We start from the raw sequence: 15,407 nt of genomic DNA, 5'->3' as shown, positions 1-15,407 counted from the left end.
CTTACCAATATCGATGCCGATCGAGGCGAGGGGCGCAATGGTCGTATCCATGGGCTGCTTCTCCGGTTGAAACGCAGCAGTCTAGGCCGACTGCCGCGCGGGGGAAGCAGCCGGTCCATCCCATTAGCGGACATCTATTAGTCCCGCCAATACCGCCAAGGCGGCGGATCGGGTAGTTTCGTCTTGAGGAAGTCCAAGAAGACCCTGACACGGTTACTTACCAGTCGGCGGCTCTGATACACCGCATAGATGGGATGTTCCTCCGGGCACTGATGTTCCGGAAAGAGCTCGACCAGGCGGCCTTGGGCGAGATCGTCGGCGATTTGGACTTCGACCAATCGCACGATGCCGAGGCCTGCGCGCGCGAACTCGATAAGGATCGAAGCCTGGTTCGAGCGCACACGGCTTTTGACGGCGAGCGGTGTGGACAAGCCATCGGCACCGCGGACGGTCCATGTGCTGGCGGCAATGGACGAATGAAAATTGAGACAGGCGTGGTCCGTCAACTCGTCGGGATGTGATGGCGTGCCATACTCGTCCAGATAGCTCGGCGACGCACAAATGATCCATCGCGTGCTCGTAAATCGCGTGGCCACGAGCGAGGAGTCATGGAGGTGGCCAACATGAATCGCGACGTCCGTTCCCTCGTCGAGCAGCGGTCCGGGATCGATCCGCAGTTGAAGTTCGACCTGAAGGTCGGGATGCTGCCGGCAGAACTCCGGGAGCTTCTTGGCTAGGATGACCTGCCCGAAGATCGGCATTGAGCGAATGCGCAGGGTTTCGCGACCGAGCTTGCCGCTGAAGATCGTTGCGTCTGCGGCCTCGACGGCTTCGATGGCTGCAAGCGCCGCCCGATAGAAGACTTCTCCCTCCGGCGTCATGACGATGTTGCGGTGCGCACGGCGGAATAACAGCGCGCCCAACCGCTCTTCCATCCGCGTAATCAGCTTGCTGACTGCGGACGGCGTGATGGCAAGGTTTCGAGCTGCTGCAGAGAAGCTGCCGTCTTCCGCGGCCCTGACGAAAACCTGCATCTCTGTGTAGCGGTTCACGTTTTTCTCTTGTGACGGAAATTCACATCAGGTTTGAACGATAGAGTATGGAAAGCCATCCGGCAAATCTCTAGCCTTCGAGGCAATAGCGCGGCCATGCGAAGCCGCTCATAAATGAACGAGGAGATGACCGTTGGCGAGCAACGAGCGCACTGCGTCCGCAGTGAACGAGCGATCAAGCCATGCCTGTGACGCGATCATTATCGGCGCCGGATTTTCAGGCCTTTACCAGTTGCACAAATTGCGGGATGAGCTCGGCCTCGACGTCGTTGTGCTTGAAAAGGGCGATGGCATAGGCGGCACCTGGTTCTGGAACCGCTATCCGGGCGCGCGCTGCGATTCCGAGAGCTATTACTACTGCTACTCCTTTAACAAGGAGATCGAGCAGGAATGGAGCTGGAGCGAGCGCTATCCCGAACATCCGGAAATCCGGAAGTATCTGAATTTCGTCGCCGACAAGCTCGATCTCAGGCGCGATATCCGACTGAACACCGAAGTCACCTCGGCCGCGTTCGATGACGATGCCAATCTCTGGATGGTGCAGACGAAGAACGGACAATCCTTCTCCGCGCGCTTCCTGATCACGGCAGTGGGCTGTCTCTCGACCGCCAATGTGCCTGATATCAAGGGTCTCGAGAGCTTCAAGGGCCAATGGTACCATACCGGCCTGTGGCCGCATGAGGGCGTCGATTTCAGCGGCAAGCGTGTGGGCCTGATCGGAACCGGATCGACCGGGATTCAGACCGCACCTGTCATTGCTGAGCAGGCAAAACATCTCACGGTTTTCCAGCGTACGGCAAATTACAGCATTCCGGCGCGCAACGGCCCGGTGACGGCGGACGACATCAAGCATACAAGGGACAATTACGACGAGATCTGGCGTCTTGCGCGCGCCGGCACTAACGGACATCCGTTCACGATCTCGACGCGCTCCGCGCTGTCGGTGTCCGATGCGGAGCGGCAGGAGATCTATGAAAAGGCGTGGGAACGCGGCGGATTGCGCTTTCGTGCATCGTTCTCCGATGTCCTGCAGAACGTCGAGGCAAACCTGACGGCATCGGATTTTCTCCGCGACAAGATCAAGACCATCGTCAAGGATCCGGTGGTCGCAGAGATGTTGACGCCGCGCGACCATGGCTTCGCGACAAAACGCCCGCCGATCGACAGCGGCTATTTCGAAACGTTCAATCGGGACGATGTGCTGCTGGTCGATCTCAAGGCAGAACCGATCGTCGAGGTCACCGCGAGGGGTATCCGTACGGCGAAGCAGGAATACGAGCTCGACATCATCGTGTTCGCGACGGGCTTCGACGCGCTGACAGGGCCGCTCGTCAATCTAAACATCAGTGGTAGCCAGGGCACGAAGCTGAAGGATGCCTGGGCGGCCGGCCCGTGCACTTATCTCGGCCTGCAGTCGCCGAAATTCCCGAATCTGTTCACCATCACCGGTCCCGGCAGCCCGTCGGTGCTATGCAACATGCCGATTGCCATCGAGCAGCATGTGGAGTGGATCACCAATTGCATTCGCGACATGCGTGCGAAGGGTCTCAAGCGGATCGAGGCCAGGACCGACTCGACCGAGAAGTGGGTCGCGCATGTCAACGAAGCCGCGGATGCAACGCTGCTGCCGATGGCCAGCTCGTCCTGGTATCTCGGCGCCAATGTGCCAGGCAAGCCGCGCGTCTTCATGCCCTATGCTGGCGGACTTGCGCGCTACACCTCGATCTGTGACGACGTCGCACAAAGTGGTTATCGCGGCTTCGCGCTGAGCTAGCCGCCTATGCCGCGGGCGACCGAGCGAACACCACGGACGGCAGGAGTCGGCGCTGCAGCATCGGTCCTTGACCTTCGCTGCGGCGAATTTGCGCAAGGTATCCGGAAAGTCCGTTGGACAGCGCGCCGTTCCTGCTGCACGATCTTCGGGTTGCGCTGATCGACCAGAGCCAAAGTAATGAGAGGAAGTCACCGGAAGACGACGCTGATCTGGAAATAATAAAATCTGTACCGGCAAAAGCCGGACATTAAAATCAGGGAGGGTTCAATGACCAAGACGACCAAGGGCATTTCACGCCGACGCGTCCTCAAGGGCGCTGGCGCCATGGCAGGCCTTGCCGCAATCGGCGCGCCGCATATCGCCGGAGCGCAGGCGAAGGTGATCAAGATCGGGCTGCCGACGATCCTGTCAGGGCGCGTGGCGATCCTCGGCACGTCCAGCCGGTTTGCAGTCCAGCTCGCTTTCAATCAGATCAATGAAGCCGGCGGCATCAACGGCCGCAAATTCGAAGTGGTCGATCGCGATTCCAAAGGTCGTCCCGATGAGGCCGCCAAGGTCACCCGCGATCTCATCAACAATGACGGTTGCGATATCATCATCGACGGCGAGGCGTCGTCGGGCAGCTTCGCTGTGCACGAGGTCGTGCGCGATCTTGGCATTCTCTGCCTTCACACCTGCAGCGAAACCTCGTCGCTGACGGCAGATCCCAAGCTGTTCAGCAAGAACGTGTTCAGATGTGCCCGACAGGGCATCCATGATGCCGTCGCAGGTGGCAGCTACGCCGCGAAGATTGCCAAGGAGAAGGGGCTCAAGAAATGGGCGACCTGTTCGCCCGACTACGCCTATGGCCGCGACAACACGGCCGAGTTCCTGCAATACGCCAAGATGTTCGAGCCGTCGATCGAAGTGGTCGACCAGCTCTGGCCGAAACTCTTTGCGCCCGATTACACCGAGAGCATCACCAAGCTGATGCAGGTGAAGCCGCAGGCGGTCTATTCGGCGCTGTGGGGCGGTGATCTCGTCGCGTTTATCGAGCAGTCGAACCTGTATCGCCTGTTCCAGAACACCGCCTATTTCTCCGGTGGTCTTGGCGATCCGCCGATCCTGACGGCCATCAAGAACCTGCCGCAGGGACTCAACACGGCCTATCGGTATAACAACGGATTTCCGGGCTCACCTGAGAACACCGCTTTCTGCGATGCCTATGTCAAGGTGGCGCCGCACGAGCCGACCAACTGGGCGTGGCAGAACTACGCGGCGTCGCAATTCATTATCGAGGCGCTGCGTCGCACGAACGGCAATACCGACAGTTCTGCGCTGGCTAAGGAAATCTCCGGCATGACGGTGAAAAAGCCGTTTGGCGGTGCCGGCATCACCATGCGTGACAGCGATCATACGATCATCAATTACCCCGTGGCATGGGGCAAGACGGTGAGCAAGTCCCCCTGGGTGCTCGATTACGTCGATACGGAATGGTCGAAGATCATCGAGCTCGAGAAGGAGTGGAAGAAGGAAAAGGGCTACGCCTGAGCTTTCTGTGGAGCGTCGTCGCCAGATGACGCGGCCCGTCGCATCGCGGCGGGCCCTGCCACTCCGTCGCATATCCGGTCTGCCGTTCGCGGCGGCCGGAACAGGCTCGCTCAGACCATCGAAGGACCACCACTGTGAACCTCGAAGCCCTTGCCTCCTGCCTGTCATCGTCAGCCTGCGCCGTGACGCAGATATCGACGGCGCTGATCATTGGAATGCTGCTGTTCATGGTGGCATCCGGCCTGTCGCTGATCTTCGGCGTGCTCGGCATTATCAATTTCGCGCACGGCGCTTTCTATATGGCTGGCGCCTATATCGCTTTCTTCACCTATCAGGCGACGTCGAGCTTTCTGCTCGCATTCCTGGCCGGCGCGCTCGGGGCGGGTCTGATCGGGGTCATCTTCGAGCGGTTCATCATCAGCAAGGTGTATGGCAAAGACATCCTGATGCAGTTGCTGGTCTGCTACGCCATCATCCTGATCTTCGATGATCTGGTGAAGATCATCGCGGGTCCGGAATACAAGATGATGGGCATGCCCGACGTGTTTGCGCTTCCGCCGCTGGAGTTCGCGGGCGGCTTCGTCCCGGCCTATTACGTCTTCATGATCGTTGCGAGCCTGTCGATCGGCGCGCTGCTCTGGCTCGCGATCGAGAAAACCCGCATCGGCAAGATCATCCGAGCCCTCGCCATCAACCCGCAGATGGTCGGGGCGCTGGGGATCAATACGACGTTGCTTTATGCCGCCGTATTCGGCGTCGGCAGCATGCTGGCGGGTATCGCCGGTTCTCTCGCGGCGCCGACGCGCACATTGACGCCGGGCATGGGTCTATCGATCCTGATAGAGAGCTTCATCGTTACTGTGATCGGGGGAATGGGATCGATCGTCGGTGCGCTGATCGCAGCGTTGCTCATCGGCTTCACGCGGGCCTTCGGAGCGATCGGCTTCCCGCTCTTCGTTGACGGGATCATGTTCGGCATGATGGCCGTCGTCCTGATCATCAAGCCCAGCGGTCTGCTGGGTCGGGAGATCGCGCGATGATGAAAGCCGGGTTCCTGCGCGATCTGTTCTTTGCGGCTGTCGTGCTGATCGTTTTGATTGTCGTACCGTTCATCTTCACCAAGCCGTCGCTGCGCGACTTCCTCATCTATGTGATGGCCTATGGCCTGCTGGCGATGTCGCTGAACCTCCTCGTGGGGCTCACGGGGCTGGTGTCGTTCGGACATGCTGCCTTCTTCGTCTCTGGCGCTTACATGTTCGGGCTGCTGATGCAGTCCGGCCGCGTGTCGATTCCCGTCGCGATTCTCATCACGGTGTGCGGCACGGCGGTGCTGGCTATGGTGATCGGCGCGATCTGCGTGCGGCTCAAGGAAATCTATTTCTCCTTTATCACGCTTGCCTTCCAGATGTTCATCCACTCGATCATTCTGACCTGGGTAAGTCTGACGGGCGGCGATCAGGGCCTGCGCGGCGGCATCCCGCGACCGCCGTTCTTCGGCATCGATCTTAGCAGCGGTGCGTCGCTCTATATCTTCTCCGCTTGCATCTTCGTGGCCTGTATCCTGATCATGCGTCAGGTATGGCAGTCGCCGTTCGGCTATACGCTGCGCCTGATCCGCGATAATCCAAACCGGGCCAATTATCTCGGCGTCGATATCGTTCGCATGAAGCTCGGCGTGTTCATCCTCGCCGGTGCGATGGCCAGCGTGGCCGGCGTTCTGCTGTCGTTGTTCGTCTCCGGGGCCTATCCGGAATTCGGTTTTTGGACGACGTCGGGCGAGGCCATCTTCATGATCATGCTCGGTGGCTCGCAGCTGTTCGTCGGGCCGATCATCGGCGCCATCCTGCTGCGCCTGCTCGAACACTTCGTGTCGATCTATACCGAATATCACGGCCTGGTTTTGGGCGTCGTCATTCTGGCCATCGTGCTCGGCTTGCGGCAAGGCATCGCGGACTACGTCGTTGACTTCCTGCAGCGACGCAGAGAGGCCAAGGCGGCCCCCGCCAAAGAAGCGGCCTTCGTCAAGAAGAGGATCGCCTGATGCTCTCGGTGCAGAACCTCGACAAACGCTTCGGCGGTGTTCACGCCACGCGCAATGTCTCGATCGATTTCCCCGACGGCTCGCTCACGGCGATCATTGGACCGAACGGCGCGGGCAAGACCACGTTCTTCAACCTGATCTCGGGTGCGTTCCGGCCGAACTCCGGCAAGGTCATTTTCGACGGGCAGGATATTGTCGGCAAATCGAGCCTTGAGGTCGTACGGCTTGGCATGACGCGGGCATTTCAGGTCGCCGAGATCTTCCCCAGCCTGACCGTCACCGAGGCGATCATGGCAACGGTGATCTCTCACTTGCGCAAGTCATGGACCTTCCTGCGGCGGTTTCCCGTCGCGGAAGCCAGGACACGGACCGAGGAGATCATCGAATTGCTCGGGCTCGCGGACAAGGCCGGGACACTCTCGCGCAATCTCTCTCACGGTGACCAGAAGCTGCTTGATATCGGTCTTGCGCTTGCCATGGAGCCCAAGGTGCTGCTGCTCGACGAGCCGACCGCAGGCATGGGTCCGGATGAGCGCTGGCGCATGATCGGCAAGGTGCAACATCTGTGGCAGGTCAAGAAGATGACGGTGCTCTTCATCGAGCATGACATGGATATCGTGTTCAAGATCGCGCAGAGGATCCATGTGCTGAAATACGGCGCCGTGCTCGCGCAGGGCACGGCCGACGAAATCCGGCGCAATCAGGATGTCATCGACGCCTATCTCGGTGCCGATCATCATCTCTTCGCAGCGGTGGGAGAGGCGTGATGGCTGACCCGTTCCTTCATGTCGAGGCGGCCGACGTCTATTATGGTGCCAGCCAGATCCTGTTCGGCATCGATCTCGCGGTCGAGCAGGGACAAACCATGGCGCTGCTCGGCCGTAACGGCGCCGGCAAGTCGACCACGTTCAAGATGATCGCCGGCCTCGCGCCGCCACGCCGCGGCAAGGTTGCGCTCGCAGGTCAGGGGCTGGCCGGTCGGCCGTCCTACCGGATTGCGCGCGCGGGCATCGGCTACGTTCCGGAAAACCGGCAGGTGTTCCCCGACCATACGGTCGATGACAATCTCATCGTCGCCGCAAAGAAGGGGCCGCGCGGCGACCATCACTGGAATCGCGGGCGCATCTATGAAGTGTTTCCGATCCTCGCCTCGATGAAGGATCGCCTGGCCGGCCGGCTGTCGGGTGGCGAGCAGCAGATGCTGACCATCGCCCGCACGCTGATGGGCAATCCCGATGTGTTGTTGCTCGACGAGCCCAGCGAGGGCCTCGCGCCGATCATCGTCCAGGCTATCGGCGAACTCATCAAGACGCTGCGCGGCATGGGCGTCACCATTCTGCTGGCCGAACAGAACATGCATTTCTGCCTGGGTATCGCGACCCATGCCACGGTGATCGACAAGGGGCAGATCGTGTATCGCGCGACCATCGACGAACTTCGGCACAACGAGGACATCAAGCAACGCTATCTCGCGGTCTAACGCCGTCACCATCGCCAACGCGCAGCTTTGCTGCGCGCAACAAGAAATGGACAACGGGAGTGCAACGATGAAACGAGACGAGGGGCGCGGCCGCATTGCCGTGGTGACGGGCGGTGCGAGCGGGATCGGTTTGGCCACCGCCAGCGTGTTGATCGAGCGCGGATGGCGCGTCGTCATTTCTGACATCAATGCGAAGGCCAATCAGGAATCCGCAGCGAAGATCGGCGCCGAGTCAGTGCCGTTCGACGTGACTGATGAACACGCGACCGAAACGGCCTTCGCGGATATCGAGGCGCGGCTGGGGCCGATCGAGGCGCTGTTCGCCAATGCCGGCGTGATCCAGTCCGGCGGCCGTGCAGAGAACCTGCCGCTCGCCGAATTCGACAAGGTCATCGCCGCCAATTTGCGCGGCGTTTACGTGTCCTGCCTCGCGGCCGGCAAGCGCATGACCAAGCGCGGCCGCGGCGGCATCGTGATCACCGGCTCGGTCACGGCATCGCGCACAGCGCCGTTACACGCCTATGCGCCCTCGAAGGCTGCGGCGGTTCATATGGCGGCGTGCCTCGCGGCCGATTGGGGCCGTTCGGGTGTGCGGGTCAATGCGGTGTCGCCGGGCTATGTGGGAACCCCACCGGTGCTCGCCAACATCGAACGCGGGACGCGCGATCCGAAACTGCTGATCGAAGGCTCCGCGCTGGGACGCATGGTCGATCCGGAAGAAATCGGACGCGGCGTCGCGTTTTTGCTGTCCGACGATGCGTCGGCGATCACCGGGATCAATCTTCCGATCGATGCCGGCTGGCTCGCGAGTTCGCACCTCACGACCTATGGCGGTGTGCCGCCGGCGCGCTGACGCCGTCACGTCAACCGAATTGAACACCGTACCTTGCGTGGGTTTGCAGAGATGTGGCAACACAAGCGGGAATTGTCGTCATGATGTCGTCTGAAAAGTCCCCATTCGATCTCACCGGACGGCGCATTGTGATCGCGGGCGCGGCCGGCGGTATCGGCAGCGCCACGGCGAAGCTATGCGCGCAGCAAGGCGCGACGCTTGTGTTGGTCGATATCGCGGGAAAAGATCGCATCCGTGAGCGCGTGGGTGCCGAGCTTGCGGACCGCTCTGACATTCACAGCCTCGATACCGGCTCGCGCGCGGACGTCACCGCGCTCGCGAAGCAGACGGGCTGCGTCTATGGACTGATCGATATGGCGGCGATCGCACCGCATGACGACTGGATGGCCGAGGACTGGGAAGAGTCGCTTGACCGCGTCATTCGCGCCAATGTGAAGGGTCCGATCAATCTGACCCGCGCCTTCCTGCCCGGCATGATGGAGGCCGGCGAAGGCCGCATCGTGCTGTGCGGATCAGTTGCCGGCTGGATGGGCGGTTTGCGCACCGGGCCGCATTATGCCTTTGCCAAAGGCGGCATCCATTCCTTCGTGCGCTGGCTGGCGAACAAGGCCGCACCGTGCAACGTCCTTGTGAACGGCATTGCGCCGGGGCCGGTAGAGACCGCGATGACCGAGGGCAAAGGCTATGACACATCGCTCTATCCGTTGAAGCGCATGGCCAAGCCGGAAGAGATCGCCGCCACCGCGGTGTTCTTATGCGGCGCTGGCAGTGGTTACGCCTCCGGTGCGATCTTCGATATCAACGGGGCGACCCACTTCCATTGACTGCTGCGGGCGCTGATCGCCTGCAGAGTAGGTCGCTCTACCGCCGGGCCGACCGAAGCGAGGCTTCTGGGATCAAGATTCGGGCGCTATCATCCTGCGTTAACTCGAGTCGGAAATCTATCGACCGTTAGATTGAGGTAACTCGCTCAATCTTGTTTTCGAAAAGTAAGCGCGGAACAACTTTGGAGCGAAGTGCTGTCGCTAACATCTTGCAGACGCACATCGGTTCACCTTTGACGGTGGTGCACCTGCATATGTCGCCGTATGCAAATTTTATCAACCTGTCGATGTCCTGATCTGCAATCGCGGTTTCGATCTGATCGGCATAAGTCAAAACATCACCCCTTGCTGCATCGTTGATCCAAATACGAAGGCAGGAGCGAGAGGTTTCAACCCTTTCAGTAAGGTGCAGCCTCCATTCTGCGGCAGATCAACGCGGTTCCTTCGCTCTTTTTTGGAGGCCGGTAAGAGGGTTCCCCGTCTGCGGCTTAGTCGCGCTGGTCCTGCCACCGTGGAATGTTTGGCCGCAAATGAGGACTCGATCGTGAAGCACCGGGGCATTGCTGCAGATGCATCGGTCGCGCCATTATGATTGCCCGGAAGGGTGCCAGGGTCATGAACTCCGGCGCCGCTCGCGGAGTGTCACTATCGATTAACTGGTGACTTCTCCAGCGGTGTCCCGCCGTCGAGCCAGTCCTCTTCCTCGGCCAACGCGAGCCATGCAGCTTCCATGCGCTTGAAACGATTCCTGGCTGGCTCGCTATCGGCTGCAGCAGCCATCTCCGCGCAGTTCTCTGCATTCGCCCGGTAAGTGTCGGACTGTTTCATTGTCGGATCATACGCTGTCCGGAGGGAGCGTGGAAGCGTGGAACAACTTCCCGCGTTGCGGTATAACATCGGCATGAAACCAACGAAGTCGCTGAGGAAGCAGGCCGAGAAAGCCGAGGCCGTATCTCATCGCTCGGAAGACACCGAGCATGCTGAACGGATGCGGAATCTGGTTGAAGCGTTCCGCGCGCAAGCCGCTGCCTTGAAGGCTGTAAGGAAGAAGGGGAAAGCGAAGAAATAGCCTTCGCCTTATTGGCTACTGCCTTTCAGCCGGTCAAATACTCATCCAATGAACCGACTGACGTATCAGCGAACGTTAGCGTAGCTATCAAGAAGCCGAACCCGGACCCGGACCTAATGCTTGGTCGTGCATCGCTAGCCAATCCCTCATGATTAAAAGTGAGCTTTTAGCCTGTTTTTCGGACGCGAGGCGCTGAAAACAGGAGCTTGACACTCTGCATTCTGTAGTCGAGATTGTTGACTAACTAGTTAGTAATGACGAGGTGGGCGATCGTGGCTGTGGCGTCAGGCGGAAAAATCCGGGTTGCGGTCGATATCGGTGGGACATTCACCGACATCGCATTGTTCCTTGAGTCTGGCGTGATCCATCAGAGCAAGGTCTCCTCGACTCCTGAGGATCCTAGCCGGGCGGTAGTCGACGGCGTGGGCAGCTTATTGGCAGAGCTGTCGATTGAGCCTTCCGCCGTGGCCGAAGTGCTGCACGGCACCACCGTCGGATCGAATACCATCCTGCAACGGTCGGGCGCCAAGACCGGGCTGATCACGACGCGCGGCTTCCGGGACGTGCTGGAGATCGGGCGCATCCGGATGCCCGACATGTTCGACCTGACATGGGTGAAGCCGCAGCCATTGGTGCCGCGCCGGTATCGTATGGAAGTGACCGAACGCATGGCGGCCGACGGAACGACGGTTGAGCCGCTCTCCGAAGCAAGCGTCATCGCGGCCGGAGTGGCGCTGGTCGCCGAGGATATCGAGGCCGTCGCTATCGCATTTATCAACAGCTATCGTAATCCGGCGCATGAATTGCAAGCCGAAGCGATTTTGCGGGCCAACTTCCCGCAGTTGCTGGTGACGACATCCTGCGCGGTGCTGCCCGAGATGAAAGAATATGAGCGGACCAGCACGACGGTGGTGAATGCATATCTGCTGTCGGCCATGCGCACTTATCTGCAGAAGCTTGAATCGGGTCTGCGCTCGATCGGCGTGGCTGCGCCCATTCTGGTCATGACCTCGAATGGCGGCATGCTGGCTGCCAATGTGACCTGCGAGAAGCCGGTGCTGGTGGTGGCGTCCGGTCCTGCGGGCGGTGTCATCGGCGCAGCACGGCTCAGCATCGCGCGTGACGATCGCGACGTCATCGTGTTCGACATGGGCGGCACCACGGCCAAGGCGGTCATTATCGAGGACGGCCGCCCGACCATGACGTCGGAATACGAATTCCGCGACGGAATTTCGACATCGAGCCGGTTCATCAAGGCCGGCGGCTATATGCTCAAGGTGCCGGCTATCGATATCGCTGAGGTCGGCGCCGGCGGCGGCTCCATTGCTGGCATCGACAAAGGCGGCCTGCTGTTCGTCGGCCCGCAATCCGCAGGCGCCGTTCCGGGCCCGGCCTGCTATGGGCTTGGCAACACAAAGCCGACAGTGACGGATGCCAATGTTGTGCTCGGTTTTATCAACGCCACCTCGCTGGCTGGCGGCAATCTCAATATCGATCGCAAGCTAAGCGAGACTGCCATCCGTACCCTTGTCGGCGACCCTCTCGACCTTACTCTACTGGACGCCGCACATGGCATTCGTGCCGTCGCCAATGCGGCGATGGCGCGTGCCGTGCGCGCCGTCACCGTCGAGCGTGGTCGCGATCCGCGCGATCTCACGTTGATGGCATTTGGCGGCAACGGGGGCGTGCATGCGCCGGATCTCGCGCGTCAGTTGGGCATTCCACGCGTCGTGGTGCCGCCGATGTCAGGCATTTTCAGCGCGCTCGGCATGCTGGCTTCCGATATTGAGCATACCGCACTGAAAACCGTCAGCCTGTATCTCGACAGGATGCAGGTCAGCGACCTCAAGGCGATCAAGTCCGAGCTGCAACAGCAAGTGGCGGGGCAACTCGACGGCGATGGCTATCAGGCCGAACGCACGATGTTTCTGTGGGAAGCCGATCTGCGCCATGAAGGTCAGGCCACCGAACTCACGGTGCCGTTCGAAGGCGAAGATTTCGATCAGATCCGTGAGCGGTTCATCGCCGAGTATTTCAAGACCTATGGCTATCGTGACGCCACGCCGATCGAACTGATGAAGGTGCGCGTGGCCGGGCGCGGCCTGCGCGAGAACCGCCTGGATTTTGCGGCCATGAAGATCGCCGCGCGGCAGGGTGCATCGCGTTCCGGAACCCGCGACGTTTCCTTCGCGCGTGGCGAGGCCGCTGTCGCGGTCGAGATCGTCGATCGCGGCGCGGTCGGAATGTCGCCACTGCAGGGACCTCTGATAATCGAGGAGTTCGACGCCACCATCATCGTGCCGCCCGATGCTCGGGTGCACAAGGATGCGATCGGCTGCATCGTGCTGGAGTTCGAGGTATGAAAGTCGATCCGATCACCTTCGCGGTCATCAAGAGCGGCCTGGATTCCATTGCCGACGACATGGCCTATACGGTCGTGCGCATAGCGCGTTCGGAAATCGTCAAGGATGTAATGGATTTTTCCGCGGCAATCTGTGCTGGCGACGGCCAGATGGTGGCGCAGGCCAAGACCATCGCCCAGCATCTCGGCGCGATTCCGGAAGCCATGGCCTCCGTGCTCAGCAAATACGAAGGCGATCTGCACGATGGCGACGTCGTCATCATGAACGATCCCTATCATGGCGGCATGCATCTGCCCGATATCTTCATGTTCGTGCCGATTTTCCACAGCGGCAAGCGGCGCGCCTTCGCCGTGGTGATCTGCCATCACACTGATGTCGGCGGCCGCGTGCCCGGCTCCAACGCGTCGGATTCGACCGAGATCTATCAGGAAGGGCTGCGGATTCCGCCGCTCAAGCTCTATGACCGCGGTGTGCTGAACACGACGCTGGAGGCGCTGATCAAGATTAACGTCCGGGTTCCGGATCGGGTCTGGGGCGATCTTTCGGCGCAATTTGCGGCGGCTCAGGTCGGTAAGCGCGGCTTGGAGAAGCTGATGCAGCGTTACGGCGCGGACGATGTCGACGCCTATATGCAGGAGCTGCTAGACTACGCGGAACGATTGACCCGGCAGGAGATCAAGACCTGGCCGAAGGGTACGTACAGTTTCATCGACTACATCGATGATGACGGATTTTCCGATACGTCGATCCCTATCAAGGTTGCAATCACCGTCAACGGCGACGGTACGCTGCTGGTCGACTACACGGGCTCTTCGCCACAGGTGAAAGGAGCGTTGAATTCGACGCTCAGTTTCACACATTCGCTGACTTATCTCAGCGTACGCTGCGTGCTGGCTAAGGACGTGCCGAACAATGTCGGCCTGTTTCGTTGCATTACAGTGAAAGCGCCGGAAGCTTCCGTGCTCAACCCGGTCATGCCTGGGCCGTGCGCGGCACGTGCGCTGACGGGGTATCGCGTGTTCGATACGATGCTCGGAGCACTTGCGCAGATCGTGCCGGACAAGGTGCCAGCCGCAGGTGAGGGCGGCAACAGTGTCATTTGTATCAGCGGCCTGCGACCTAACCGCCAGCCTTTCATCATCGTCGACATGATCTGCGGCGCCTGGGGCGGTCGTCCCGACAAGGACGGGCTTGAAGCGGTTACCAATGCCTCGCAAAATCTCTCGAACATGCCCGTCGAAGTGATGGAAGCTGAGCATCCGGTGCGAATCGAGGATTACTCGTTCGTGCCGGACAGCTGTGGTGCCGGACAATATCGCGGCGGTGTCGGCATTCGCCGTAGTTATCGTATCCTCGCGCCGGAAGCGCTGCTGCAATTGCGCACTGACCGCGTCAAGTTTCATCCCTATGGTCTCAATGGGGGCGAGCCCGGCGGCTTGTCGAAGAACTACATCGAGATCGGCAATGAGCGTAGTGCCATTCCTGGCAAGATCACGCGGAATGTCACTGAGGGCGCGCTCCTGATCCACGAGCAGGCCGGTGCAGGCGGCTTCGGCAATCCGCTGCTGCGTGATCCCTCCGATGTGCGCGAGGATTTCCTGGACGGCAAGATCACGGCCGAGTTCGCGCGAAAGCATTATGCTGTGACATTCGGCCCGCGTGGCGTGCTGGACGCCAAGGGAACTGCGGCACTACGATCCGCACGGAACGCCCCGCCATCACCGGAAGGGCGCCATGGAGCTTAATGTGGCCGTGCCCAGCAAGATCACCCGCAATCCGGAAGCGAGCCGTGCCAAGATCCTGGACGCGGCACGGATCGAATTCGTCTCCAACGGGCTTAACGGCGCGCGCGTCGATCGCATCGCCGAACAATCCCGTGTCAACAAGAACCTAATCTACCATTATTTCGGCTCCAAGGACGAGCTCTATCTGGCAGTGCTCGAGCGCATCTATACGGACTTGCGTACTAAGCAGCAGGACGAAGACCTGCGCGGTCTGCCGCCGGTCGAAGGCATGAAGCGACTGGTCAGCAGCACGTTCGATCATTTCGTTGCGACGCCGGATCTAATCCGGCTGATGAGCATCGAGAACATCCATTATGCGCAGCACCTCAAAAGTTCGAGCGTCATCAAGCCGCTCTATCGCGGGTTGCTCGACACGATCCAGATCCTGCTGAAACGCGGCCAGACCGAGGGCGTGTTTCGCGCTAACGTCGATGCAGTCGATCTCTATATGTCGATCTCCGGCCTCGCTTACTTCTTTCTGTCCAATCAGCACACATTGTCCTGGCTGCTCGACCGCGATCTCGCGGCGCGCCGACGTGTGCTCAAGAGACGCCAGCACGTCGTCGAGATGGTGCTGAGCTATTTGACGCAGAATTCGCCGGCAGAAGCGGATGGCGCCGACACAGAGTGATCAAAC

15 protein-coding genes are annotated in these 15,407 nt (G+C 60.3%); 13 read left to right on the top strand and 2 right to left on the bottom strand.

The window, feature by feature from the left end:
* Positions 1 to 137: 137 nt before the first annotated feature.
* The gene (locus tag CIW50_RS27140) at positions 138 to 1,052 is read right to left on the bottom strand and encodes a LysR family transcriptional regulator (RefSeq protein WP_149534264.1); all 915 of its coding nucleotides are present in this window, start codon (positions 1,050 to 1,052) and stop codon (positions 138 to 140) included.
* A gap of 133 nt (positions 1,053 to 1,185) precedes the next feature.
* On the opposite strand from CIW50_RS27140, the gene CIW50_RS27135 reads away from it, so the two are divergent.
* The 9 genes from CIW50_RS27135 (at position 1,186) to CIW50_RS27100 (ending at position 9,554) form a co-directional block, all read left to right on the top strand.
* A complete protein-coding gene (locus CIW50_RS27135; protein WP_283808867.1) occupies positions 1,186 to 2,826 on the top strand; it encodes a flavin-containing monooxygenase in 1,641 nt (546 codons plus the stop codon).
* 113 nt (positions 2,827 to 2,939) lie between these two features.
* Positions 2,940 to 3,077 carry a hypothetical protein gene (locus CIW50_RS29255; protein ID WP_172980479.1) on the top strand — a complete coding sequence of 46 codons (138 nt, stop codon included), beginning with the start codon at positions 2,940 to 2,942 and terminating at the stop codon, positions 3,075 to 3,077.
* A gap of 16 nt (positions 3,078 to 3,093) precedes the next feature.
* Complete coding sequence (locus tag CIW50_RS27130) at positions 3,094 to 4,356, top strand: ABC transporter substrate-binding protein (protein ID WP_149534263.1); 1,263 nt, start codon at positions 3,094 to 3,096, stop codon at positions 4,354 to 4,356.
* Between the two features lie 134 nt (positions 4,357 to 4,490).
* Positions 4,491 to 5,396, top strand: coding sequence for a branched-chain amino acid ABC transporter permease (locus CIW50_RS27125; protein WP_149534262.1), 906 nt, complete (start codon positions 4,491 to 4,493; stop codon positions 5,394 to 5,396).
* On the top strand, positions 5,393 to 6,397 hold the full coding sequence (locus tag CIW50_RS27120) for a branched-chain amino acid ABC transporter permease (RefSeq protein WP_246664474.1): 1,005 nt from the start codon (positions 5,393 to 5,395) through the stop codon (positions 6,395 to 6,397). Before CIW50_RS27125 ends, CIW50_RS27120 begins: the two co-directional genes overlap by 4 nt.
* Positions 6,397 to 7,164, top strand: coding sequence for an ABC transporter ATP-binding protein (locus tag CIW50_RS27115; RefSeq protein WP_149534261.1), 768 nt, complete (start codon positions 6,397 to 6,399; stop codon positions 7,162 to 7,164). The genes CIW50_RS27120 and CIW50_RS27115 overlap by 1 nt, the downstream gene beginning before the upstream one ends.
* Positions 7,164 to 7,877, top strand: a complete 714-nt coding sequence (locus CIW50_RS27110; RefSeq protein WP_149534260.1) for an ABC transporter ATP-binding protein — start codon at positions 7,164 to 7,166, stop codon at positions 7,875 to 7,877. Before CIW50_RS27115 ends, CIW50_RS27110 begins: the two co-directional genes overlap by 1 nt.
* A 67-nt stretch (positions 7,878 to 7,944) precedes the next feature.
* Positions 7,945 to 8,730, top strand: coding sequence for an SDR family NAD(P)-dependent oxidoreductase (locus CIW50_RS27105; RefSeq protein ID WP_149534259.1), 786 nt, complete (start codon positions 7,945 to 7,947; stop codon positions 8,728 to 8,730).
* Between the two features lie 80 nt (positions 8,731 to 8,810).
* A complete protein-coding gene (locus CIW50_RS27100; protein WP_149534258.1) occupies positions 8,811 to 9,554 on the top strand; it encodes an SDR family NAD(P)-dependent oxidoreductase in 744 nt (247 codons plus the stop codon).
* Positions 9,555 to 10,199: 645 nt separating this feature from the next.
* Here CIW50_RS27100 and CIW50_RS27095 read toward each other — a convergent pair.
* The gene (locus CIW50_RS27095) at positions 10,200 to 10,382 is read right to left on the bottom strand and encodes a hypothetical protein (RefSeq protein ID WP_149534257.1); all 183 of its coding nucleotides are present in this window, start codon (positions 10,380 to 10,382) and stop codon (positions 10,200 to 10,202) included.
* Positions 10,383 to 10,419: 37 nt separating this feature from the next.
* Here CIW50_RS27095 and CIW50_RS27090 point away from each other — a divergent pair, with 37 nt between their 5' ends.
* The 4 genes from CIW50_RS27090 to CIW50_RS27075 all read left to right on the top strand — a co-directional run bounded on the left by CIW50_RS27090 (position 10,420) and on the right by CIW50_RS27075 (position 15,401).
* Entirely contained in the window at positions 10,420 to 10,623 is a 204-nt protein-coding gene (locus tag CIW50_RS27090; protein ID WP_149534256.1) for a hypothetical protein, read from the top strand.
* A 272-nt stretch (positions 10,624 to 10,895) separates the two neighbouring features.
* Positions 10,896 to 12,986: a hydantoinase/oxoprolinase family protein gene (locus tag CIW50_RS27085; protein WP_246664473.1), complete on the top strand. Its 2,091-nt coding sequence runs from the start codon at positions 10,896 to 10,898 to the stop codon at positions 12,984 to 12,986.
* Positions 12,983 to 14,731: a hydantoinase B/oxoprolinase family protein gene (locus CIW50_RS27080; protein ID WP_149534254.1), complete on the top strand. Its 1,749-nt coding sequence runs from the start codon at positions 12,983 to 12,985 to the stop codon at positions 14,729 to 14,731. Before CIW50_RS27085 ends, CIW50_RS27080 begins: the two co-directional genes overlap by 4 nt.
* On the top strand, positions 14,721 to 15,401 hold the full coding sequence (locus CIW50_RS27075; RefSeq protein WP_149534253.1) for a TetR/AcrR family transcriptional regulator: 681 nt from the start codon (positions 14,721 to 14,723) through the stop codon (positions 15,399 to 15,401). Before CIW50_RS27080 ends, CIW50_RS27075 begins: the two co-directional genes overlap by 11 nt.
* Positions 15,402 to 15,407: the final 6 nt, after the last annotated feature.

Origin of the sequence: Tardiphaga sp. P9-11, from assembly GCF_008329525.1 — a bacterium.
Classification (GTDB): domain Bacteria; phylum Pseudomonadota; class Alphaproteobacteria; order Rhizobiales; family Xanthobacteraceae; genus Tardiphaga.
This window is presented reverse-complemented; position numbering and strand designations above follow the sequence as displayed.